Raw genomic sequence first — 21,688 nt, 5'->3', positions numbered from 1 at the left:
CGCCAACCCCCCTTGCTCTGCGGCACCTTGTGGGACGTACACGCGAGACGATCTTCATCGTGCCGCACAAATGCCGCTTTCCGTACCGTATCGACCGGGTGGGCGCCCGCCGGGCGACGGCCATAATCTGCCACGCGGTCCGCGATAAGGACACGCGATCACCATTTCGCCCAATCTGCTGGACGGGGTGACGTGAGTACGGGTTGAGTACGGGTGTACCAGCTCAACGATGTCCGACTCGGAATCCATGCAGTGGACCGCATCATCATCGGTGACTTGTCGACAACTCCCCGCTCTCCGGGGACGATCGCGCGCCCGTCCGGTGGCCAGATGGTGCGAGCGCTCCGGGGCCCCTCACCGCACGGTGCCGGTGACGGGCCCACTTCTCGGTCGCACCCGCGTGGAACACGTCATCGGCGTACGAAGAACCACCAGTTCCGCCGCAACTGCCGACAGCATGGCGACGGCCCGCACCACGCCGTCGAGGGGTGTCGCCCAGAGGAGTCGAACGTGCGCTCGTGACCAGCCATGGCGGACTCCGAGCGCCGCGAAAGGAGTGAGAGGGATGATCGTTACGCCCACTCTTGCGGATGTGCCGGACGCCCCGCCCGCATACCTGTCGGTGTGCTTCTTCGGGCGGTTCACCACCTCGGTGGGCGGAGTGCCGGTCGCGCGATGGAGGGCCGGCAAGTCGCGCAGTCTCTTCCAGTACCTGATGCTGCACCGGAACCGGGTGATGACCCGTGACCAACTGCGGGACGCGCTCTGGCCGGAGGCCGAGTGGCGCGCCTCCTCCAGTTCGCTGAAGGTCGCGTGCTGCGGGGCGCGCAGCACGCTCGGCGCCGGCAAGCACCCGGAGGGCGCCGGATCGCCCATCCTGCTGCTGCACCGCGACGGCGGCTATCTGCTCGACGCCACCGACGCCTGGTGCGACATCGAGGAGTTCCGGGAATGCGTCCACGAGGGGCTGCGGCACCGCGCCCACGGCCGCCCCGATCTGGCCACGGAGAGCCTGACCCGCGCGCTGGACCTGTACCAGGGCGACTTCCTCGCCGGCCAGGACGAGGACTGGATCGCCGAGACGCGGGAGTACTACCGCTCGCTGGCGCTGGGCGCCCTGGACGTCCTGCGCGAGAACGCGATGCGGCTCGGCGACACCGAGGCGGTCGTCGCGATCGGCCGGCGCACGCTGCAGATCGACGCCCTCCACGAGCCCACCTACCAGGCCCTGATCGGCGTCGCGGGTCTGCTCGGACAGCCCGAACAGGCCCTGCGCTGGTACCAGTTGTGCGAGCGCCGACTGCGCCGCGTCATCGGCGTCGAACCGTCCGTCCAGACCCGGCAGGCTCTCCAGCAGGTCCTCGACGGACTCGGCCGGCCGTTCATCCCGGGCCCCCGCGACGCGCGCCCGGTGGAAGGAAGGGCCGGCGTATGAGCGCGACCTCTTCGACCACGACCCCGCCGGCCGTCGTCGGCCGCCTGCTCGGCCATCTGGCCCGGCACGCCGCCGAGCGCCCCGGCGAGCCCGCAGTCCTGACGTCCGACGGCGGACTCGACTGGACCCGGCTCGACGCCTCCGTCGCCACGGCGACGCGGGGCCTGCGCGCGCACGGGATCGGGCGCGGCACCGCGGTGGCGCTCACCACCGGACGCGACCGGCACGCGGTCACCGCTCTCCTGTCCGTCTGGGCGCTCGGGGCGACCGCGGTGCTCCTCGACGAGCGGCATCCGGCGGCACACATCGGCGAGGTCGTCGCCAACTCCGGCGCCGAGTGGATCGTCGCGGCCGAACTGACCCCCCAGGTGCTCGGGAACGGCGTTCCCGTACTGACGACCTCTGACCTGTTCGAGGAGCCGTTCGAGGAGCCCGCCGCGGACACCGGTGCGGACGCCGGTGCGGACGCCGGCGCCCCCGCGGCCGGGGCCGGCCCGGTCCGCCCCGACGATGTCGCCTACGTGATCCACACCTCCGGCAGCAGCGGCCGCCCGAAGGGGGTCGAGGTCTCGTTCGCGAACCTGGAGGCGTTCCTCGACGCGATCGAGACCCTCGGGATGCCGCGCGGGGGCAACGGCATCAACGCGGTGTCGCCCGCCTTCGACGGCTGGCTGTGGTGCACCCTGCTGTACCTGGTGTTCGGCAACGCGCTCGGCATCGTGGACCTCGCGCGGTCGGCGGCCGACGGACCGGCCGCCGCGATCGCCGCCCTGGCCCCCCGGGTGGTGTGCCTGACCCCGTCCCTGCTGGCCGCCTGCGAGGCGGGGGTGGACAGCGCGGAGGCGATCGTGGTGGCCGGCGAGCCCTGCCCCCCGGACCTGACGAAACGGCACGCGGACGGCCGCCGGATACTCAACGTCTACGGTCCGACCGAGGCCACCATCGCCGCCACCTGGGCGGACAGCGCCCGGGGCGACGACCTGGACACGATCGGCACGGCGATCCCCGGCTACACCGTCCATGTGCTGGGCCCCGAGGGCCGGCCGGTGCCCGACGGCACCCAGGGCGAGCTGTACATCGGCGGCCCCGGGGTCGCGCTCGGCTACCGGAACGAACCCGCCCTGACGGCCCGGCACTTCGTGACCGACCCCCAACTCGGCCGGGTCTACGGCACCGGGGACCTGGTCCGGCGCCGGGACGACGGCCTGCTGGAGTTCTGCGGCCGCAGCGACGCCCAGGTCAAGGTGCGCGGATTCCGCGTGGAACTCACCGAGATCGAACGACGGGCCGTCGGCCCGGGCGTGGCGCAGGCCGTCGCCTACCTGCTGCCGGGAGGCCGGACCATCGGTCTCGCGGTGGTGACCGCCGAGGGCTATCCGGGCGACGGCGAGCTGCGCGACCGGCTCGCCGCGTCGCTCCCCGCGCACCAGGTGCCGAGCGGCATCCGGCGCCTGGAGAAGCTGCCGCTGACCCCGAACGGCAAGACCGACCGGGCCGCGCTCGCCACGGCACACGCGCACGCGTCGGCCTCGGCAACGGCGTCGGCGTCGGCGGACATGGACGCCGACGGCGCCGGGCCGCACCCGCCGGAGATCACGGACACGCTGCTCGGCACCGTGACGAAGGTCTGGAACTCGGTCCTGGAGCAGTCGGTGACCGACGCGGACGCCGACTTCTTCGCCTCGGGCGGGCACTCCCTGCTGGCCGCCGAGATGATCACCACACTGCGCCGGGAGACCGGGGTCTCCCTGTCGATGCGCGATCTGCTGGGCAGTCCCACCATCCGGGCTTGCGCGGATCTCGTCCGCACCCGGCTGGCAGAAACCGCGGCGGCGTCATGACCTACCTGCGCACCTGGACGAAGGACACGCCGGCGGACCGGCCCGTCCTGCTCTGCCTGCCGCAGGCCGGCGCCGGCGCCCTGCAGTTCCAGAACTGGCAGCTCCGGCTCGGCTCCCGCGCCACGGTGTGCGCCGTACAACTGCCCGGCCGGGAGGACCGGTGGGGCGATCCGGCGCCGTCCGGCATCGCCGAGGTGGTCGGGACCGTGATCGCGGAACTGGCGGACGCCGCCCTCCTGGACGGCCCGCTGGTCGTGTTCGGGGACAGTTTCGGCGGGCTGCTCGCGTACGAGCTGGCCCGGGCCCTCGGTCCGGCCGCACTCGTGGTCTGCGTCTGCCGGGCGCCGGTCCACTGGGCGCGGCAGAACGGACTGGACGACGACGACGTCGAACAACTGGCCTCCGCGAGCGTCGAGGGCTCGTCCCTGCCGCCGGAACTCGCCGCCGAGATGCGGGAGATCGCCGCCGAGGTGCTGCGGCGCGACGCGGTGCTGTCGACGACCTTCCGGCTCCCGCCGGACACGGAGCCGCTGCGCTGTCCCGTGTACGCGTGGGGCGCCGTCCACGACGAGAAGGTCACCCCCGCGCAGCTCGACGACTGGCACGAGGTGACCACCGGGCCGCTGCACCGGCACGACTTCACCGGCGGGCACCGGATCAGCCGCGACGACCCGCTCGCGCTGCTCGGGCGGCTGTCCGAGGTCCTGTCCGCTCTCGCCGAGGAGGAACCCTCGTGACCCCGCAGGCACCGCCGGTGATCGACCTGCTCGATCCCGGTCCCTTCGCGCGCGACGACTTCTGGGACACCCTGGCCTGGCTGCGCGCGCACGCGCCGGTGTACCGGCACGAGGGCGGTGGCGCCCCGTTCTGGGTGTTCACCAAGCACCGCGACATCACCGAGGTGTACGCCGACTCGAACCACTTCGGTTCCCGCTTCGGCATGCGCCTGGGCAGCGACGTGGGCGCCGTGGCGGCGGTCGCCCAGCGCATGCTGATCGTCTCCGACCCGCCGCAGCACACCGCCGTGAAGCGGACGCTGATGGAGTGGTTCGGGCCCGCCCGGATGCCGCGCGTCGAACGGCTCGTACGCCAGGTGGTGGACGAGCTGGTGACCGACGACATCCTCGGCCGGCCGCTGGACTTCATCGAGGTGGCCAAACGGCTGCCGAACCACGTGGTGTGCGCCCTGATGGACCTGCCCCGGGCGGACTGGGACTGGGTCGGCGCGGTCACCACCGAGGCGTTCGACGACGCGTCGGGCAAGCACGCCAACGGCGAGATCTTCCTGTACTTCGCCGATCTCCTCGCGACGCGCAGGGCGCGGCCGGGTGACGACTTCGTGAGCTGGGTCGCCGCGCACGGCAGGGTGGACGGCGACGGCGGCCGCCCGCTGACCGACGAGGAGATCATCTTCAACTGCAACGGGGTGCTCTCCGGCGCCAACGAGACCACCCGCTACGTCGCCGCCGGGGCGCTGCTGGCCTTCGCGAGGTTCCCCGGGCAGTGGGAGCGGCTGCGCGCCCTGGGCGCGCCCGGGGGGCCCGCGGCCGTCGAGGAGGCGCTGCGCTGGACCTCGCCGGGGGTGCACGCGATGCGCACCGTCCTGCGCCCGACGGAGGTGGCCGGGCAGCGGCTGCGGCCCGGGGAGCGGGTCACGCTGTGGAACGCCTCCGCCAACCGGGACGAGGACGTCTTCGACGAGCCGGACCGGTTCCTCGTCGACCGCAGCCCCAACCGGCACCTGGCGTTCGGCCACGGCAGGCATCTGTGCCTGGGCGCGCGGATGGCGCGCTGCGAACTCGCCGCCCTGCTGGGCCGGCTGGCCGAGCGCGTCGGGCACGTGGAGCTGCTCGGCACGCCCTCGTTCACGCCGTCCAACTTCACCTGGGGAGTCAGCTCGCTCCCGCTCCAGCTCCACGAACGTGCGTAACCAGCGGGTAATCGCCGGCCCCGACGATGCCGCGAGGACAACCATCCGACGGAGGTCACCATGGGGGAGCCCATCCGCAACATCGTCATCCTGGGCGGCGGCACGGCAGGCTGGATGGCCGCTTCCTACCTGGGGAAGGCGCTGTCCGGCCAGGCGGCCATCAGCGTCGTCGAGGCACCGGCCATCCCGCGCATCGGCGTCGGTGAGGCGACCGTGCCCAACCTCCAGCGGGTCTTCTTCGACTACCTCGGTCTGCCCGAGGAAGAGTGGATGAGCAAGTGCAACGCCGGGTTCAAGATGGCGGTCAAGTTCGTCAACTGGCGCACGCCCGGACCGGGTGAACCGGTCAGCAGGCAGGACGCCTCCGGGTCGGACCACTTCTACCATCCGTTCGGCCTGCTCCCCTCCCCCGACGGTGTACCGCTGTCGCACTACTGGACGCGCAAGCAGCTGTCCGGCACGACCAGTGAGGCCTTCGACTACGCGAGCTTCGTCGAGCCCCCGCTGATGGACGCGAAGCGCTCGCCCCGGTTCCTCGACGGCACCCGCTGCACGAACTACGCCTGGCACTTCGACGCCGCCCTGGTGGCCGCCTTCCTCCGAGACTTCGCCACCGTCAAGCAGGGTGTGCGGCACATCGAGGGCACCGTCTCGGACGTGCGGGCCGACTCCCGCGGGTACATCGAGTCGGTGACGCTGGAGTCCGGCGAGGTGATCGGGGGCGATCTGTTCGTCGACTGCAGCGGACTGCGCGGGCTGCTGATCAACAAGACGCTCGGCGAACCCTTCATCGACATGAGCGACCACCTGATGAACAACAGCGCGGTCGCCACCCAGGTGCCGCACGACGACGAGGCGAACGGGATCGAGCCGTACACCTCCTCGATCGCGATGCCCGCCGGGTGGACGTGGAAGATCCCGATGCCCGGCCGGTTCGGGTCCGGTTACGTCTACTGCGACAAATTCGCGGACAAGGACGAGGCCGCCCGCGACCTGTGCGCGCTGTGGGGCCTGGACCCCGAGAAGGTCCCGCTCAACCACATCAAGTTCCGGGTCGGCCGCAACCGCCGTGCGTGGGTGGGCAACTGCGTCAGCATCGGCCTCTCCTCCTGCTTCGTGGAGCCGCTGGAGTCGACGGGCATCTACTTCATCACCGCCTCGCTGTACCAGCTGGTCAAGCACTTCCCCGAGCGGAACGTGGACCCGGTGCTGCGGGACCGGTTCAACCGCGAGATCGTCGACATGTTCGACGACACCCGGGACTTCCTCCAGGCGCACTTCTCCCTGTCTCCGCGTACCGACACGCCGTTCTGGCGGGCCACCAAGGAACTCACCCTGGCCGACCAGATCAAGGAGAAGATCGAGATGTACCGCTCGGGGGTGCCGATCAATCCCCCGGTGACCGACGAGGGCACCTACTACGGCAACTTCGAGGCCGAGTTCCGCAACTTCTGGACCAACGGCAGCTATTACTCCGTCTTCGCCGGGCTCGGCGTGCGGCCGCGCTCCTCGCTGCCGATCCTCTCGTACCGGCCCGACTCGGTGGCCGCGGCCGAACGGGCCTTCGCCGACGTGAAGGCCCGCCAGAGCCGGCTGCTGGCCGAACTGCCCTCCACCTACGAGTACCTGCGCCATCTGCACCAGGCGGACCAGCCGCGGCAGGTCCCCGCGGAGGCGCGACGGCGGCCGGTGTGACCCGCGTCCCGGCGCCGCTCGTCACGACGGAGGAGACGTTCCGCCGGGTCATGGGTTCGCTCCCGGCCGGGGTCACCGTGGTCACCGCGCCGGCGGACGACGGCCCCCGCGGGATGACCTGTTCCTCGCTGACCAGCGTGTGTCTCGGACCGCCGACGCTGGCGGTGTGCCTGCGCACCGCCAGTTCGACGCTGGACGCCGCCCTGCGGCAGGGACGCTTCGCGGTGAACCTGCTGCACGGCGGGGCCGAGCGCACGGCCCGGGTGTTCTCCACCGACGTGCCCGACCGGTTCGCGCTGGTCCGCTGGCACACGTCCGGGACCGGCATGCCGCTGCTCACCGAGGACGTCTGCGCGTACGCCGAGTGCGAGGTGAGCCGCGCGGTCGGGATCGGCGACCACACGATGGTCTTCGGCACGGTCACCGAGGGCGGCGTGGTGCCCGGGACGCCGCTCGTGTACGCCCACCGGTCGTTCCGGTCCTGGGACGCCCTGCCCACCACCCCCGAACGCCCGGAAGGCGACCGCTGATGCCCACTCCTGCCGTAGAACCGCTGCCGGCGCTGCTCGCGGACCGGCCGGCCGAGCCCGACGAGCCGCGCGAGCCGGACCGCCCCTGGCACCTGGCGCCGGCCGGTGACGCCCTCGGCCGCGACCACCGCTGGTGGTCCGGCGTGTGGGCGGCGCTCCTCGCCCGGCAGAGCGGGCACGACCGGGTGTGGCTGGCCGGCCGGGGCGGCTGGTACGAGATCCCGGTGGACCAGGAGGCGCCGGTCGGAGATCTGGTCGCCGCCACGGCGGAGGCGCTCGGCGGGACCGCGTTCCAGCCGTCCCGGCCGCCGGCTCTCCCGGTGGCCCTGGTCGCGGGCGGGCCCGGGGCACACCGCGGCGCGGGCGACCTCGCGGTGGAGATCACGGACGGCGCCGTCGGCGTGGCCGGTGACGCCCGGCTGTGGGAACCGGCGACGCTGCGCCGGCTGGCCGGACAGCTGCGGCTGCTCGGCGCGCAGGCGGCGGCCGACCCGGGCACGCCGCTGGCCGCGGTGGACCTGCTGACCGACGCGGACCGCGAGCTCATCACCGGCGAGTGGAACCGGACCTCCGCCGCCTGGCCGTCGGGCGGCTACCTCGAACTGATCGCGCGGCAGGTGCGCACCCGCCCGGACGCCCCGGCGGTCGAACAGGGCGCGTACGTCGTCTCCTTCGCCGAACTGGACCGGCGCGGCGACCAGATCGCCGGTGAGCTGCGCCGGGCCGGGGTCGAACCCGGTGACCACGTCGGGCTGTTCTGCCCGCGCGGCGCCGACTACGTGCTCGCCGTCCTCGGCATCCTGAAGGCCGGCGCGGCGATCGTCCCGCTCGACCCGGTCAACCCGGACGCGCGGATCGCGTTCATGCTCCGCGACAGCGCGGCCACAGCCGTCCTCACCGTCGACGGGCTCGGCGACCGGCTCCCGCAGGGCCCGCCCGTGCTCGACATCGCGGCCACCGCGACCGCGCCCGCCGAGCCCGCGGACACCCCGGTGACCGCGGACCCCTTCAGCCACCTCATCTACACCTCGGGCTCGACGGGAGAGCCGAAGGCGGTCCTGGAACGCCTGCACGCGATAGAGAACCTGGTGCACTGGAGCGGCCGTGCCTACGACGTGCGGCCCGGCGACCGTGCCTCCTGGCTGTCGGCGCCCGGGTTCGGCGTCCAGATCATGGAGTGGATGCCGCACCTCGCGCTCGGCGCCACGGTGTGCGTCCCCGCCGCACGGCACGCGCTGTCCCCGGCACAGTTGCGGGACTGGCTGGTCGCGGAGCGGATCACCCACTCCATGCTGGTGGCCGCCCTCGCGGAACCGGCCTGGGCCCTGGACTGGCCGGCCGACGCCGCGCTGCGCATCATGGTCACCACCGCGGAGCGCGTGCACAGCTGGCCGCCCGTGGACACCCCGTTCCGCGTCGTCATGACGTACGGCACCACCGAGAGCACCAACGCGCTGACCTGCCTGGACCTGGGCGCGGGGATCGACCTGACGAGTCAGGCGACCTCCGCGCACGTGAAGGCCCAGCATCCGGTGCCCGCGGGACGGCCGATCGCCAACGTCCGCGCCTATGTGCTGGACGCGCTGGACCGTCCGGTGCCGCCGGGGCTGACCGGCCGGCTGGTGATCGGCGGGGCGGGCCTCTCCGCCGGGTACCACAACCGGCCCGAGCTGACCGAGCGACTGTTCCGCACGGACCCGGTGACCGGCGACGGACTCGTGTACGAGACCGGTGACCTCGCCCGGTACCGCGCGGACGGCGCGATCGAGATCCTCGGCAGGGCCGACGCCCAGGTGAAGATCCGAGGCTTCCGGGTCGAGCTCGGTGAGGTGGAGACCGCGCTGGTCAACTGCCAGGAGGTGGCCGAGGCGGTGGTCACCACCGTGCAGACGGGCCAGGGCGGCCGGCAGCTGGCCGCCTACGTCACCGCGGACGGCGGCGCCGGACTGGACGGGGCCGCGCTCAAGGCCAGGCTCAGCGAGCGCCTGCCGTACTACATGGTCCCGGCGACGGTGACCGTGCTCCCGGAGATCCCCCGGCTGCCGAACGGCAAGACGGACCTGCGCGCGCTGCCCGCCCCGGACCCGGCGGGGCGGAGCGACGACGGCTTCGTCCCCGCCCGCAGCGAGACCGAGGCCGCCATGGCAGGCCTGTGGTCCGAGATCTTCGACGGCCGGACGGTCTCGATGACCGACAACTTCTTCCATCTCGGCGGCCATTCACTGCTGGCCTTCCGGCTCATCGACGAGCTGCGCGGCCGGTTCGGCACCGAACTGTCCATGACGGAGCTGTACGCCAACCCGACCGCGGGCGAGCTGTCCGCGGCCGTGGAGGCGGGTCTGACGGGCTCGGCCGCCTTCGCCGGACTGCCGCCGGTCGAACCGGACCCGGCCGCGCGCTGGGAACCGTTCCCGCTGAACGACGGGCAGCAGGCGATGTGGATCGGCCGCGGCGGCCTGGTCGACCTCGGGAACGTCGGCTGCCACGGCTACTTCGAGTGGGAGTCGGACGACCTCGACCTCGGCGCGTTCGAGCGGGCCTGGCAGGCCCTGGTCGAGCGCCACGACGCCCTGCGCACCGTCGTCCTGGCCGACGGCACCCAGCAGGTGCTGGCGAAGGTGCCGGATTTCGTGATCCGGCACCACGACCTGCGGGACTCGGCCGACCCCGAGCCGGAACTGCTCGCCCTGCGCGAGGAGTTGTCGCACACCATCCTCGACGCGGCCACCTGGCCGCTGTTCGACCTGCGGCTGACCCTGCTCCCCGGCGGCAGGACCCGGATCCACCTGGTGCTCGACTTCCTGGTCGCCGACGCCTGGAGCTACTTCCAGGTGATCGTGCCCGAGCTGAGCGAGCTGTACGCGGGCCGCGGCGCGGGGCTCGAACCCCTGCGGCTGACCTTCCGCGACTACGTGCTCGGCCTCGCGGCGAACCTCCCGGACAGCGACGTCTACCAGCGCTCCCAGTGGTACTGGCGCGACCGGCTCGAATCGCTGCCCGGCGCGCCCCGGCTGCCCGAACGACCTGCCCATCAGGCCGAGTTGCCGGCCAGGATCGAACGGCACAGCGGTGTCCTCGGCGCCGAGGAGTGGGCGGCGGTCGGCGCCCTGGCCGGCGAGCACGACGTGACCGGCTCCGGCGTGCTCGCCGCCGCCTACGCCGAGGTGCTGCGCTCCTGGTCCGCCGAACCCTCCTTCTGCCTCAACTTCCCGCTGTTCAGCCGGCTTCCGCTGCACCCCCAGATCGGCAAGGTGATCGGCCACACGACCACGACCCTGCTCCTGGAGGCCACCGGCGCCGGGGAGACCTTCGCGGACCGTGCCCGCACCCTGCAGCAGCGGCTCTGGGCCGATCTCGAACACCGTCACTTCACCGGGATGCAGGTCCTGCGTGCCCTGACCCGCCTGCGCGGGACGCTGACCCCCGCGATGCCGGTGGTGATGACCAGCCTGGTCGGCTACCCGCCGGACCAGCGGGAGACCACGTTCGGCTCGGCGGTGTACGGCGTCTCCCAGACGCCCCAGGTCAGTCTGGACTTCCAGGTCTTCGAGACCGAGGACGGGGGGCTGCGGTTCAACTGGGACTACATCCAGGCGGTCTACCCCGACGGACTGATCGGCGAGATGTTCACCGCCTTCCTCGACCTGCTGGGCCGGCTCGCCACGCGCGAGGGCTGGGACGCCGCCGACCTCGGCTACGGCACCGCCCGGCCCGTGACGGCTGCCGGGGACACCGCCGTGGACGCCGGCCCGCGGCGCACCGGCGAGTCGTGGGAGCGGTACTGGGCGTCGGTGGACGCCACCGGCCGCGGCGGGGACGTGCTGTGGGACGCCGACGACGCCGAGGAGATGGGCTGGCTCCTGGACACCACGGCACGGCACCTGGACCCGGAGCTGCCGGTCATCGACCTGGGCTGCGGCAACGGCCGGTACGCCAGGGCGCTGGCCACCCGGTTCCGCACGGTGGTCGGGGTCGACGTGTCGCCCACCGCCGTCGCCCGGGCGCGCGAGGAGAGTCCGGGGCAGGACGGCCTGTCCTTCGACGTCCTCGACCCCGGCGACCTGGACGCGGTCGAGGCGCTGGCGAAGCGGACCGGCCCCGCCAACGTCTTCATCCGCGCCGTCCTGCACATCCTGGGCGACGAGGAACGGGCCGCGACGGCCGCCGCGCTGGCCGTGCTCACCGGGGGCCGGGGAGGTGTCCTCATGGTCGAACCCGACTACGCCGCCGACTCGTTCGGCTACCTCGGCCATGTGGGCGGTGCCCGCGGCCGGGCCGCGCATCTGGTCAGGCCGCTCGAAGCCGCGGGGGTGCGCCACTCGACCCGCTTCGGCCCGGCGGACCTGGACCGCCACTTCCCCGAGGACCGGTGGCGCCGGCTGTCCTCGGGGCCCGCGCAGATGTACGCCGTCGACCCCGAGTCCGACGGCGGCACGATCCGCGTCCCCGGCTACCTCGCCGCCGTCCGGCCCCGTACCCGAGGAAGGTGAGACGAGGTCCGGCGGACCTCGGGGTCGGCTGAAACCCGTCCGCCGGACCACTCTCCCCTACTACAATCGGCGGCTTCCGAAACGCTGTCGGCCACCACGGCGACGCGGGCGGCCCCCGTCGGCTCCGGCACGAAAGCAGGATGACCCCATGGCCTTCACCGGGATTCCGGACGAGGCGTTCGACTTCTACAAGGAGCTCGCCGAGGACAACTCGACCTCCTTCTGGCACCGCAACCGCGACCGGTACGAGCAGGCGGTACGGGAGCCGATGGAGGCGCTGGTGGCCGAGCTGGTCCCGGAGTTCGGCGCGATCCGCATGCTGCGGCCCCAGCGGGACACCCGGTCCTCCAACGACAAGTCGCCGTACAAGTCGTACCAAGGGGCCCTGGTGGATCTCCAGCCGGGCCTCGGCTACTGGCTCCACCTCGACGTGAACGGCCTGCGCGCCACCGGGCGTTACTACTCGCGTGCGCCGCAGGAGATGGCCGCGCTCCGCGCGGTGGTGGCCGAGGACAAGGGCACGGAACTGCAGTCGCTCGTCGACGGTCTGGAGGAGCTCGGCCACACCGTCGGCGGGGTCGCGCTGCAGACCAGGCCGCGCGGCGTCCCGGCCGACCACCCGCGGGTGCGGCTGCTGCGCCACCGCACGCTGGACATCGGCCGCGGCTGCGACCGGACCGCCGCCGGCCGGTCCTCGGCCGCCGAGTGGGTGGCCGGGACCTGGCGCGAGCTGCGCCCCACCCTGGACTGGCTCGCGGCCCACGCCTGCACACGGGCGCGCGAGTTGCGCGCCGCGGGCGCTTAGCGGAAGGAAGACGGAAGGGCCGGCCCGCGGCGACGGGCCGGCCCCTCTCGTGTGTCGGCTGTCATGTGTCCGCGCGGCCGGTTCTCAGGTCTCCGCGCAGGCCACCGGTGCGCGGGCCGCCGCGGGTTCTCAGGTCTCCGTGCGGCCGGCGGACGGGACCGTCTCACCGGGGGCGGGCGCCGGGTCGCGGCGCCGGGCGAGGAGCGCCAGCAGCGGGCTGGTCATGGCCGTCGTGATCAGGGCCACCAGCACCAGGACGGTGAAGAGGCGCCCGTGGATGATCCCGGCGCTCAGGCCGACGTTCAGCGCGATCAGCTCGGTGAGCCCACGGGTGTTCAGCAGGACCGCGACGGTGGCCGACTCGCGCCGCTCCAGCCGGTTGGCCCGGCTCACCAGATAGCCGGGCAGCACCTTGCCGACGACCGCGATCAGCAGGAGCACGAGGAGCGCGAGGACACTGTTCCCGTCGAGCGAGCCGACGTTCAGGGAGAGCCCGGTCACCACGAAGAACAGCGGCAGCAGCAGGTCGGTGGCTCCCTCCATCGCCCGCAGCACGTCGGCGTCGGGCGCCCCGTCGCGCCGCGGCATGAGCAGTCCGGCCAGGAAGCCGCCGAAGACCGCGTGCAGCCCCAGCTGGGAGGTGGCCCAGGCGCAGCTCGTCGCCAGGACGATCGCCACGGGCAGCTGGGGGATGAACAGGCCGCCGGGCCGGTCGATCCACCGGCTCAGCAGCGGACGGACCACCAGCGCGCCGACCAGCACGAGGGCGACGGTCAGCAGGACGGTCTTCGGGACCGACATCCCGTGCGACTCGCCCGGCATCGCGGCGGCGAGCGCGGTCCACGCGCCGATGTCCATGAGACCGGCGGCGGACAGCGCGACGACACCGGCCCGCGTCCCGGCGAGCCCGGTGTCCCGGATGATCGCCGCCAGCACCGGCAGGGCGGTGATCGACACGGCGACGGCCATGAACAGCACGAAGGAGCGCGAGCCGACGCCGTGTTCCCCCACCGAGGAGAAGACGGACGGCAGGAACTCGACCGCGCCCGCACCCAGGGTCATCGGGACGAGCAGGGCCACGGCCGCCACCGACAGGGTCGTCCTGCCGCTCGCGCGCAGGGAGCGCAGATTGAGCTCGTAGCCGACCACGAACATGAAGGTGACGATGGCGACCTGGGCGAGGACGGACAGATACGGCAGGGCCTCCGGCGGGAACAGCCGGCCGGTCGGATTCCCCGGGAGCCGGCCCAGCAGGGTCGGGCCGAGCACCACCCCGGTCAGGATCTGCCCGATGACCGCGGGCTGGCCGAGCCGTCTGGCCAGTGCGCTGAGCAGGGTGGACACGAGCAGGATGACGGCGATGTCGCCCAGTACGGCGGTGGTGACGTCAGCGACGCTCAAGGTGAGACTCCCGGTGGTCGGTCACGGCGATGGGGGCACCGCGTCCGCGCAGTGGCGGTCTGGGGGACGGCGGGGCCCCACCCGGTCAGGGGACGCGGGGGTCCGCGTACCCGGGGACGGGGTGCTCGGCGCAGATGCGGCGGACCTCCGCCCGGATCTTGGCGGTCGTGCTGGGGTGCACGGCCCCGGCGGTGCGCAGTTCCTCGACGACGTCCGCGACGAGTTCGGCGCACTGGGCGGCCGTCTCGGGCGAGACACCGCGTGCCGCCAGCGTGTTGGTGCCGATCCTGATCCCGCCGGTGACGCGGGGCGGCGTGTCGTCGCCGGGCACCCGGTTGCGGTTGACCAGGATCCCGCAGGCCTCCAGGGCCTCCTCGGCGTCCGCGCCGGTGACGTGCTCGGGGCGGAGGTCGACGAGGACCATGTGGGTGTCGGTGCCTCCCGTGATGACGCACAGGCCGCGGCGGCCGAGCTGGTCCGCGATGGCCGTGGCGGTGTCCCGGACCCGTGCCATCAGCGTGCGGAACGCGGGCTGGGCGGCCGCGTGCAGGGCCCTGGCCTTGGCGGCCACGTTGCCGAGGTCCGGCGTTCCCTGGACGAGCGGGAACACCGCGCGGTCGGCCAGCTTCCGCAGCGGCAGCCGGCCGTCCGGTCCGGGCGCGTCCGCGTCCCTGCCGAGCAGGATGAGGCCGCCGCGCGGCCCGTAGAGCTGCTTGTAGGTGCTCGTGGTGGTCAGGTGCGCGTGGTCGACCGGGCTCGGGTGCAGTCCGGCGGCCACCAGGCCCGCGATGTGCGAGATGTCCGCGATCAGGTACGCGCCGACCGTGTCGGCGATCTCCCGGAACCGGGCGAAGTCGATCTGCCGGGCGTAGGCGCTGGCGCCGGCGATGACGACCTTCGGCCGGTGCTCGGCGGCCAGTGCGGCGATCTGCTCGTAGTCCAGCAGGTCGTCGGCGCCGGTGCGGTAGTGGACCGAGCGGAAGTAGCGTCCGGTGACCGAGGCGGCCGAGCCGTGCGACAGGTGGCCGCCGCAGTCCAGGCCGAGGCCGAGGATGGTGTCGCCGGGCTCCAGCAGCCCGGTGAGGACCGCGAGGTTGGCGGAGGATCCCGAGTGCGGCTGGACGTTCGCGGCCCGGGCCCGGAAGAGCGACCGGGCCCGGTCGAGGGCGAGGCGCTCGACCTCGTCGGCGATCTCGGCTCCCGCGTGGTAGCGGCGCCCCGGATACCCCTCCATGGTCAGGTTGGCCAGTGCCGAGCCCGCACAGGCCAGGACCGAGGGCGGCGCCACGCTGGAGGAGGCGACCAGCACGAGGGTGTCGTGCTGCCGGACGTCCTCACGGGCGAGCAGATCCGCGAGCACCGGGTCGTCCTCGGCGAGCGCGCCGGGGGGCGGCACGGCGCCGGGGGCCGACGAGGTGTCCGGCCCGGCGGGCGACGGGGTGTCCGGCCCTGGGGCCGGGTGCGCGTCCTGCCCGGCGCCCGGGCGCATGTCCGGCCCCGCGGTCTGTCGCGTATCCGGGCCGGTGGCCGACCGCTGGTCCGGCGCGGCGCCCGATCGCATGTCAGGCCCGACGCCCGACCGCGTATCCGGCCCCCCGGTCTGTCGCGTGTCCGGGCCGGTGGCCGACCGCAGGTCCGGACCGGCGGCCGGAGGCGGGGCCGGGGCCGTGGCCGGTTCGTCGCGCGGGCTCATATCCGGGTCTCCACGTCGGGCTCCCCCGCAGGGTCCGCGTGCGGCTCCCCGGTGGGGCCCGAGTCCGGTTGCCCGGCGGGGTCCTCGTCCATCTCCTCCAGGGTGTGCAGGAGTCGGGCGACCCGGATCGCCTGGGGTCCGGCGGCCGGGTCGGCGGCGATCGCCGACGCGAGGTCGCTGAGCACCGGATTGCCGAACACGGTACGGATCGGCACCGGGGCACCGAACAACTCCTGCAGGCGGGAGGCCAGTCGGGTGCCGCTGAGCGAATCACCGCCCAGCCGGAAGAAGTTGCCGGTCGTGGGGGCCTCGTCTAGCCCGAGCAGCTCGGCCACGCAGGCGGCGACCAGCTCCGCCAGCAGCACGGCGTCCGTTCGCGGCGCGTCGGCCGCCGGCGCCTCGGGCGCGGCCGGAGCCTCCTCCGGGGCGGCCGCGAGTCGCGCGAGCTCCAGACGGTCCACCTTTCCGTTGGCCGTGAGCGGGAGTTCGGGCAGCAGCCTGATCGCGGCCGGCACCATCGCGGCGGGCAGTTCCGCGGACAGGTGCCCGCGCAGCGCCTCCTCGCTCGGGCGTGCTCCCGCCTCCGGTACGACGAAGGCCTGCAGCCGGACCACGTCCGCGCTGCTGCGCGGCGCCATCACGACGGCGGTCCGCACCCCGTCGGCACGGTGCAGCAGCGCCTCGATCTCACCGAGTTCGATCCGCTGTCCGGCGACCTTGACCTGGAAGTCCTCCCGGCCCAGGATCTCGATCTCCCCGTCCGGCAGCAGGCGTCCGAAGTCACCGGTCAGATAGGCGCGTTCGCCGGTCTCCGGCAGCGTGACGAACTTGGCCGCGGTGCGCTCGGGGTCGTTCAGATAGCCGAGGGCGAGGCCCAGCGGGCTCGCGACGGCCATCTCACCGCGCGCCCACGTCGGGCGCGGCCGCAGGTCACGGTCCACGATGTAGTACCGCTGGTTGGCGATCGGCTTGCCGTAGGGGATGCTCGTCCACGCCGGGTCCACCTCGCCGACCTGGTGGAAGAGCGACCAGCAGATGGTCTCGGTGGGGCCGCCCGATCCGACGAAGCGCAGCCCCGGCGCCTGGGCGCGGGCCCGGCCGGGAAGGTCGAGCGGGATCCAGTCGCCGGACACCACCGCGAGCCGGAGCGTGGCCAGCGGCCGGTCCTCGCGCGACTCCGCCTCGCCGACGAGCAGTTCCAGCAGCACCGGCACCGAGTTCCAGAACGTCACCCGCTCGTCCCGCACGAGCTCCGCCCAGACGTCCGGTTCGGCGCGCCGGAACGGCGGCGGGACGACGACGGTGGCCCCGCAGGCCAGCGGGCCGAACACGTCGTAGACCGACGCGTCGAAGTGCAGGCCGGAGAGCGCGAGGAGCCGGTCCGCCGGGGTGACCCCGAACCGTCGCCGTACGTCCCGTACGAGGTTCGTGACCCCGCGGTGCGCCACCACGACGCCCTTGGGTTCCCCGGTGGACCCCGAGGTGTAGATGACGTAGGCCGGGTCGTCGGGGCCCTGGGCGGGGGTGAGCGGAGCGGTGGAGGCGGTCTCGAAGTCGGTGTCGGCCCGCAGCACGGTCATGCCGCCGGGCAGGCCGAGGCCGTCCTTGATGCGGGACTGGGTGAGGACGACGCGGACGCCCGCCGACTCCAGCAGCCGGGCGACACGGGCGGGCGGTGACGCCGCGTCGATGGGCAGGTAGGCGCCGCCGGCGGCCAGGATGCCGTACACCGCGGCGTACTGCTCCCAGCCCTTCTCCATCACCACGCCGACCAGGTCTCCGGGCCGGACGCCGTGCTCGCGCAGCGTGTTGCCGATGCGGCAGGCCTGGCGGGCCAGTTCGGCGTAGGTCAGCCGCCGGCCGGGCGCCACGACGGCCTCGGCGTCGGGGGTGCGGCGCGCCTGGGCGAAGAACCGCTCCTGCAGCAGCACGGCGGGCACCGGTTCGGCGGTGTCGTTGGTCTCGTTCCAGACCGCCCGGTCGCCCTTGCCGCGCAGGTCGGCGAAGGGGGCGTCCCAGATGCCCTGGCCCGGCTCGTCCGCGAGCATCCGCCCGACCAGGTCCAGGAACGCCTCGAACGCGCCCTCGACGACGCCGGGCGCGAAGGCGCCGGACCGGTGGTCCCACACCAGCCGCAGCTCGCCGTCCTCCGGCCGGATCTGGAAGTCCAGCGACACCTGCGGGGTCTGCGTGATCGAGTGGACCTCGGTGCCGAACTCGGTGACGGACCGGGCGGCGGACGGCAGTCCGAGCAGGCTGGTCACCACGACCGGCATGGCCGCGGCGGCGAGGCCGCGGCGCCGGGCCAGTTCGCGCAGCACCTCCACGCCGTTCACGCTCGCGTGCCGGGTGTCGGTGCGCAGCCGGGCGGCCAGGGCGGTGATCCGCTCGGCCACGGTCCGGCCCTCGGGCCGCGCTTCGAGCAGGATCGGGTTGGTGTAGTCGCCGATCACGTCCTCGGCGCCGGGGACGTCGAACCGCTGGAAGACCGGCACGTTGAGGGTGAAGGCGGGGTCGGAGCTCCAGCCGCGGAGCACCTCGGCGAACGCGCCGACGAGCAGTTCCGTTTCGGTGAGGCCGTGGGCGAGGGCCCGTTCGCGCAGCAGCGCGAACTCCTCGGCGGGATACCGGACCGTGCACCGCTCGAACCTGCCCGGCCCCTCGGCGCCGTAGCGCGCCGCGGGCAGGTCGGGCGCGGGCGGCAGGCCGTCGAGGCGCTCCTGCCAGTACGTCCAGTCGGCCGACCAGCGCGCTCCACCGCGTACGTCCTCCTGCAGCCACCGGGCGAAGTCCCGGAAGGCGAGCTTCTGGGGGGCCAGGGCCGCGTCGGGGTCGTCGTAGAGGGTGACCAGGTCGGAGAAGAGGTTGAGGAACAGGCTGCTCGCGTCCATGAGCTGGAGGTCGATGCCGAGCTGCACCCGCACCCGGCCGGACAGCAGCACCACCCGCAGGTCGAACATCGGCCAGATTCCGGGGTCGAGGGCGCGGTGGCCGCGCTCGTCCCGGCTCTCGTCCAGCCGCTCTGCCGCGTCCGGGTCCCCGCGCAGGTCCTCGACGGTGACCGGCACCGGTCCGGGGCTCTCCAGCACGTGCTGGGTGCCGTCCGGGCGGACCACGGTGCGCAGGCCGGGGTGGTGGGCGACCAGGCGGTCCCAGGCGCGGCGGTAGCGGGCCAGGTCCAGTTCGGGCCGCTCCCACTCGAAGTAGCCGTAGCACCCGATGTCGCCGAGGTCGACGGCGTCCGCGCGGCCGACCCACAGCGCCTGCTGGGTCGGAGTCAGCGGGAACGGCTTGCCGGCGGCGTCCGGCTCCGGCACCAGGGGCGGCAGCGCGGGCGTCCCGCCGCCGGTCGCGGTACCGCCGTCCGGTGCGCGGAGCGTGCTGTCCCCCGGGACACTGATCGTCATCGCGACTCCTCGAACATGGCGGCGGACAACAACGCCCGACTCTAGGAACCGCAGTTATCCGGGGGTTACGTCACCGGCTGATAACCGACGGGGCCGATGCTGCGCGTATGGAGACTTCGAGCGCAGAGATTCCCGCGGCGGCCCGTCGTTCACGCTCGGTCCAGTGGATCGACGGCGACTGGCGTGCCGCACGGTCCGACGAGGCCGTCCCGGTCGTGGATCCGGCGACCGGTCTCACCCTCGCGGAGGTGCCCGCGGGCGGGAAGGAGGACGTGGACGCCGCCGTCGCGGCCGCGGCCCGGGCCTTCCCCGCCTGGTCCGGGACGCCCCTCGGGGAACGCCTGCGGTACCTGGACCGGCTCGCCGAGCTGCTCGAGAAGCACGCCGACACCGTGGCCGGCGTACTGACCGCGGAGACCGGGATGCCGGTGACCCTGGCCCGGCACGCGCAGGTGCCCTTCGGCCTGGAGGCGCTCCGCTCCACCGTCGAGGCGGCCCGCGAGCACGTGTGGGAGCAGCGGATCGGCAACTCCCTGGTGCGCTCGGAGGCCGCCGGACCCGCCGGGTGCATCACCCCGTGGAACGCGCCGGTGGCGCTCAACCTGCAGAAGGTCCCCGCCGCGCTGGCGGCCGGCTGCACCGTGGTGCTCAAGCCCAGCGAACTGGCGCCGCTGAGCGGCTATCTGCTGGCCGAGCTGCTCGCGGAGAGCGACCTGCCGCCCGGGGTGTTCAACCTGGTCTGCGGGACGGGCCCGCAGGCGGGCGAGGCGCTGGCCGCGCACCCCGACATCGCCGTCGTGTCCCTGACCGGCTCGATCCGCTCCGGGAGCCGGGTCAGCGAACTGGCCGCGCCCCGGGCCGCCCGGGTCAACCTCGAACTGGGCGGCAAGAGCGCCTCGCTCGTGCTGCCCGACGCCGACCTTCCCGTCGCGGTGGCCGCGACCGTCGAGCAGGCGAACTTCAACACCGGCCAGGTCTGCTTCGCCTGGAGCCGCCTGCTGGTCCCGGCCGACCGGTACGACGAGGCCGTGGCGCTCGCGGCCGGCACGGCCGGGGCCCTGCGGGTCGGGAACCCCTGGGACCCGGCCTCCCAGCTCGGACCGCTGATCCATCCCGAGGCGGCCGCGCGGGTGCGCGGCATCCTGGACGAGGCGGTGGCCGGCGGCGCGACCCTGGTCACCGGCGGCGAGACCCCGGCCGGGACGGCCGGCGGCGGCTGGCTGACCCCGGCCGTCCTCGCCGGTCTGCCGGCGGGGGCGCGGGCGGTCACCGAGGAGATCTTCGGGCCGGTCGTCGTGGTGCTGCCCTACCGGGACGAGGACGACGCGGTCCGGATCGCCAACGACACCGGTTACGGCCTGTCGGGCGCCGTGTGGTCGGCCGACGTGGCGCACGCCACCGCGGTGGCCGGGCGGCTGCGCACGGGCCGGGTGGACGTCAACGGCGCCCCGTTCAACATGCGCGCGCCCTTCGGCGGCTACAAGAGCTCGGGCAACGGCCGCGAACTCGGCGCCTGGGGCCTGGCCGCCTTCAGCGAGACCAAGGCGATCCAGCTCCCGCCCACCGGCGAGGACCCGGCCGGGCTCACGCTCAGCTCGACGGCGGGCTGACCGGCGCCGCCGTCGAGTCCGGCCGCCGGATCCGGATCCCGGACAGCGGCTCCGCCGTCAGGTCCCGGAGAGCGGCGCGGAGGGCTTGCCGACCGGTCGTCAGATCCCGGACAGCAGCTCCGCCAGCTCCTTGGGACGTGACAGCATCGGCCAGTGCCCGGTGGGCAGGTCGGTGACGGTCCAGCCCGGACCGGCCAGCATCGCGAAGGCCGGCAGCCCGGCCGCGACCATGGCCTCGACCTGCTCGGACGTGAAGGTGGAGGCGATGAGGGTGCGGGGGGTGTCCGGGATCTCGGCGGGCCGGCGCGCGGGCTCCAGCAGCATCGCGGCGGGCTGCGCCGAGGCGCGTTCGCGCATCAGCGCCAGGTCCCGCTCCGAGAGTCCGGCCAGGGAAGCCGGGTCGCGCTGCTGGTCGTCGCCGTCGAAGGGCCGGGCCGGCAGCAGCCAGCCCTGCCCCTCCTCCGCGACCTGCTGCCGCTGCTGCGTCTGCAGGCCGGGCGGGAGGAACTCGATCTGCGCCATGCCGTCCGGGAACGGGGCGGTGTCCACGTAGACGATGTGCCGCAGCCGCTCCGGCATCCGGTCGGCGGCCGCGGTGCCGGCGATCGTCGCGCCGCTGTGCAGGACGAGCACCACGTCGTCCAGGTCACCGATCGCGTCGGTGATGTCGGCGACATGGGTGGAGACGCCCACGTCGGGCGTCGCCTCGCCGGCGCGCTCGCCCTGGCCCGTGAGCGACACCGTCCGCACCTCGTGCCCGGCGTCGCTCAGCAGCCTGGCGGTCTCCTCCCAGACCCAGGGACCGAAGAAGAACCCGGGAACCAGCACGTACGTCGACATCCACGCTCTCC

The 21,688-nt window shown here is 73.6% G+C and carries 13 protein-coding genes; 9 read left to right on the top strand and 4 right to left on the bottom strand.

Going from position 1 to position 21,688, the window contains the following annotated elements:
* Nucleotides 1–565: 565 nt before the first annotated feature.
* The 8 genes from ACIPRD_RS16490 to ACIPRD_RS16455 all read left to right on the top strand — a co-directional run bounded on the left by ACIPRD_RS16490 (nt 566) and on the right by ACIPRD_RS16455 (nt 12,726).
* The gene (locus tag ACIPRD_RS16490) at nt 566–1,435 is read left to right on the top strand and encodes a BTAD domain-containing putative transcriptional regulator (RefSeq protein WP_356405866.1); all 870 of its coding nucleotides are present in this window, start codon (nt 566–568) and stop codon (nt 1,433–1,435) included.
* On the top strand, nt 1,432–3,276 hold the full coding sequence (locus tag ACIPRD_RS16485) for an AMP-binding protein (RefSeq protein WP_401563611.1): 1,845 nt from the start codon (nt 1,432–1,434) through the stop codon (nt 3,274–3,276). Before ACIPRD_RS16490 ends, ACIPRD_RS16485 begins: the two co-directional genes overlap by 4 nt.
* On the top strand, nt 3,273–4,013 hold the full coding sequence (locus tag ACIPRD_RS16480) for a thioesterase II family protein (RefSeq protein ID WP_401563608.1): 741 nt from the start codon (nt 3,273–3,275) through the stop codon (nt 4,011–4,013). The genes ACIPRD_RS16485 and ACIPRD_RS16480 overlap by 4 nt, the downstream gene beginning before the upstream one ends.
* On the top strand, nt 4,010–5,206 hold the full coding sequence (locus ACIPRD_RS16475) for a cytochrome P450 (protein WP_401563605.1): 1,197 nt from the start codon (nt 4,010–4,012) through the stop codon (nt 5,204–5,206). Before ACIPRD_RS16480 ends, ACIPRD_RS16475 begins: the two co-directional genes overlap by 4 nt.
* Nucleotides 5,207–5,266: 60 nt before the next feature.
* A complete protein-coding gene (locus tag ACIPRD_RS16470; RefSeq protein ID WP_401563602.1) occupies nt 5,267–6,901 on the top strand; it encodes a tryptophan halogenase family protein in 1,635 nt (544 codons plus the stop codon).
* Complete coding sequence (locus ACIPRD_RS16465; protein WP_356405877.1) at nt 6,898–7,431, top strand: flavin reductase family protein; 534 nt, start codon at nt 6,898–6,900, stop codon at nt 7,429–7,431. The genes ACIPRD_RS16470 and ACIPRD_RS16465 overlap by 4 nt, the downstream gene beginning before the upstream one ends.
* Complete coding sequence (locus ACIPRD_RS16460; RefSeq protein WP_401563599.1) at nt 7,431–11,921, top strand: amino acid adenylation domain-containing protein; 4,491 nt, start codon at nt 7,431–7,433, stop codon at nt 11,919–11,921. The genes ACIPRD_RS16465 and ACIPRD_RS16460 overlap by 1 nt, the downstream gene beginning before the upstream one ends.
* 148 nt (nt 11,922–12,069) lie before the next feature.
* Nucleotides 12,070–12,726, top strand: a complete 657-nt coding sequence (locus ACIPRD_RS16455; RefSeq protein WP_401563597.1) for a DUF2461 domain-containing protein — start codon at nt 12,070–12,072, stop codon at nt 12,724–12,726.
* Between the two features lie 129 nt (nt 12,727–12,855).
* On the opposite strand, the gene ACIPRD_RS16450 is transcribed toward ACIPRD_RS16455, so the two are convergent.
* The 3 genes from ACIPRD_RS16450 to ACIPRD_RS16440 all read right to left on the bottom strand — a co-directional run bounded on the left by ACIPRD_RS16450 (nt 12,856) and on the right by ACIPRD_RS16440 (nt 19,227).
* On the bottom strand, nt 12,856–14,127 hold the full coding sequence (locus tag ACIPRD_RS16450) for a cation:proton antiporter (RefSeq protein WP_356405883.1): 1,272 nt from the start codon (nt 14,125–14,127) through the stop codon (nt 12,856–12,858).
* A gap of 85 nt (nt 14,128–14,212) precedes the next feature.
* Nucleotides 14,213–15,616, bottom strand: a complete 1,404-nt coding sequence (glyA, locus tag ACIPRD_RS16445) for a serine hydroxymethyltransferase (RefSeq protein WP_401563595.1) — start codon at nt 15,614–15,616, stop codon at nt 14,213–14,215.
* A gap of 200 nt (nt 15,617–15,816) precedes the next feature.
* Nucleotides 15,817–19,227, bottom strand: coding sequence for an amino acid adenylation domain-containing protein (locus tag ACIPRD_RS16440; protein ID WP_401563592.1), 3,411 nt, complete (start codon nt 19,225–19,227; stop codon nt 15,817–15,819).
* Between the two features lie 107 nt (nt 19,228–19,334).
* Here ACIPRD_RS16440 and ACIPRD_RS16435 point away from each other — a divergent pair, with 107 nt between their 5' ends.
* Nucleotides 19,335–20,837, top strand: coding sequence for an aldehyde dehydrogenase family protein (locus tag ACIPRD_RS16435; RefSeq protein ID WP_401563589.1), 1,503 nt, complete (start codon nt 19,335–19,337; stop codon nt 20,835–20,837).
* A 99-nt stretch (nt 20,838–20,936) separates the two neighbouring features.
* Here the strand turns inward: ACIPRD_RS16435 and ACIPRD_RS16430 are convergent, their stop codons facing one another.
* Nucleotides 20,937–21,677, bottom strand: coding sequence for an alpha/beta fold hydrolase (locus tag ACIPRD_RS16430; protein ID WP_401563586.1), 741 nt, complete (start codon nt 21,675–21,677; stop codon nt 20,937–20,939).
* Nucleotides 21,678–21,688: the final 11 nt, after the last annotated feature.

Origin of the sequence: Streptomyces sp. NPDC090108 (assembly GCF_044747185.1) — a bacterium.
In the GTDB taxonomy this organism is placed as follows: Bacteria; Actinomycetota; Actinomycetes; order Streptomycetales; family Streptomycetaceae; genus Streptomyces.
Note: the sequence above shows the minus strand (reverse complement) of the source record. Positions and strands in the feature narration are given on the sequence as shown.

Excerpts from the sequence above, each read along its gene's own strand:
- ACIPRD_RS16490 (WP_356405866.1), top strand. The coding sequence starts at position 566 with ATGATCGTTACGCCCACTCTTGCGGATGTGCCGGACGCCCCGCCCGCA.
- ACIPRD_RS16485 (WP_401563611.1), top strand. The coding sequence starts at position 1,432 with ATGAGCGCGACCTCTTCGACCACGACCCCGCCGGCCGTCGTCGGCCGC.
- ACIPRD_RS16480 (WP_401563608.1), top strand. The coding sequence starts at position 3,273 with ATGACCTACCTGCGCACCTGGACGAAGGACACGCCGGCGGACCGGCCC.
- ACIPRD_RS16470 (WP_401563602.1), top strand. The coding sequence starts at position 5,267 with ATGGGGGAGCCCATCCGCAACATCGTCATCCTGGGCGGCGGCACGGCA.
- ACIPRD_RS16460 (WP_401563599.1), top strand. The coding sequence starts at position 7,431 with ATGCCCACTCCTGCCGTAGAACCGCTGCCGGCGCTGCTCGCGGACCGG.
- ACIPRD_RS16455 (WP_401563597.1), top strand. The coding sequence starts at position 12,070 with ATGGCCTTCACCGGGATTCCGGACGAGGCGTTCGACTTCTACAAGGAG.
- glyA (WP_401563595.1), bottom strand. The coding sequence starts at position 15,616 with ATGCGCCCGGGCGCCGGGCAGGACGCGCACCCGGCCCCAGGGCCGGAC.
- ACIPRD_RS16440 (WP_401563592.1), bottom strand. The coding sequence starts at position 19,227 with ATGACGATCAGTGTCCCGGGGGACAGCACGCTCCGCGCACCGGACGGC.
- ACIPRD_RS16435 (WP_401563589.1), top strand. The coding sequence starts at position 19,335 with ATGGAGACTTCGAGCGCAGAGATTCCCGCGGCGGCCCGTCGTTCACGC.
- ACIPRD_RS16430 (WP_401563586.1), bottom strand. The coding sequence starts at position 21,677 with ATGTCGACGTACGTGCTGGTTCCCGGGTTCTTCTTCGGTCCCTGGGTC.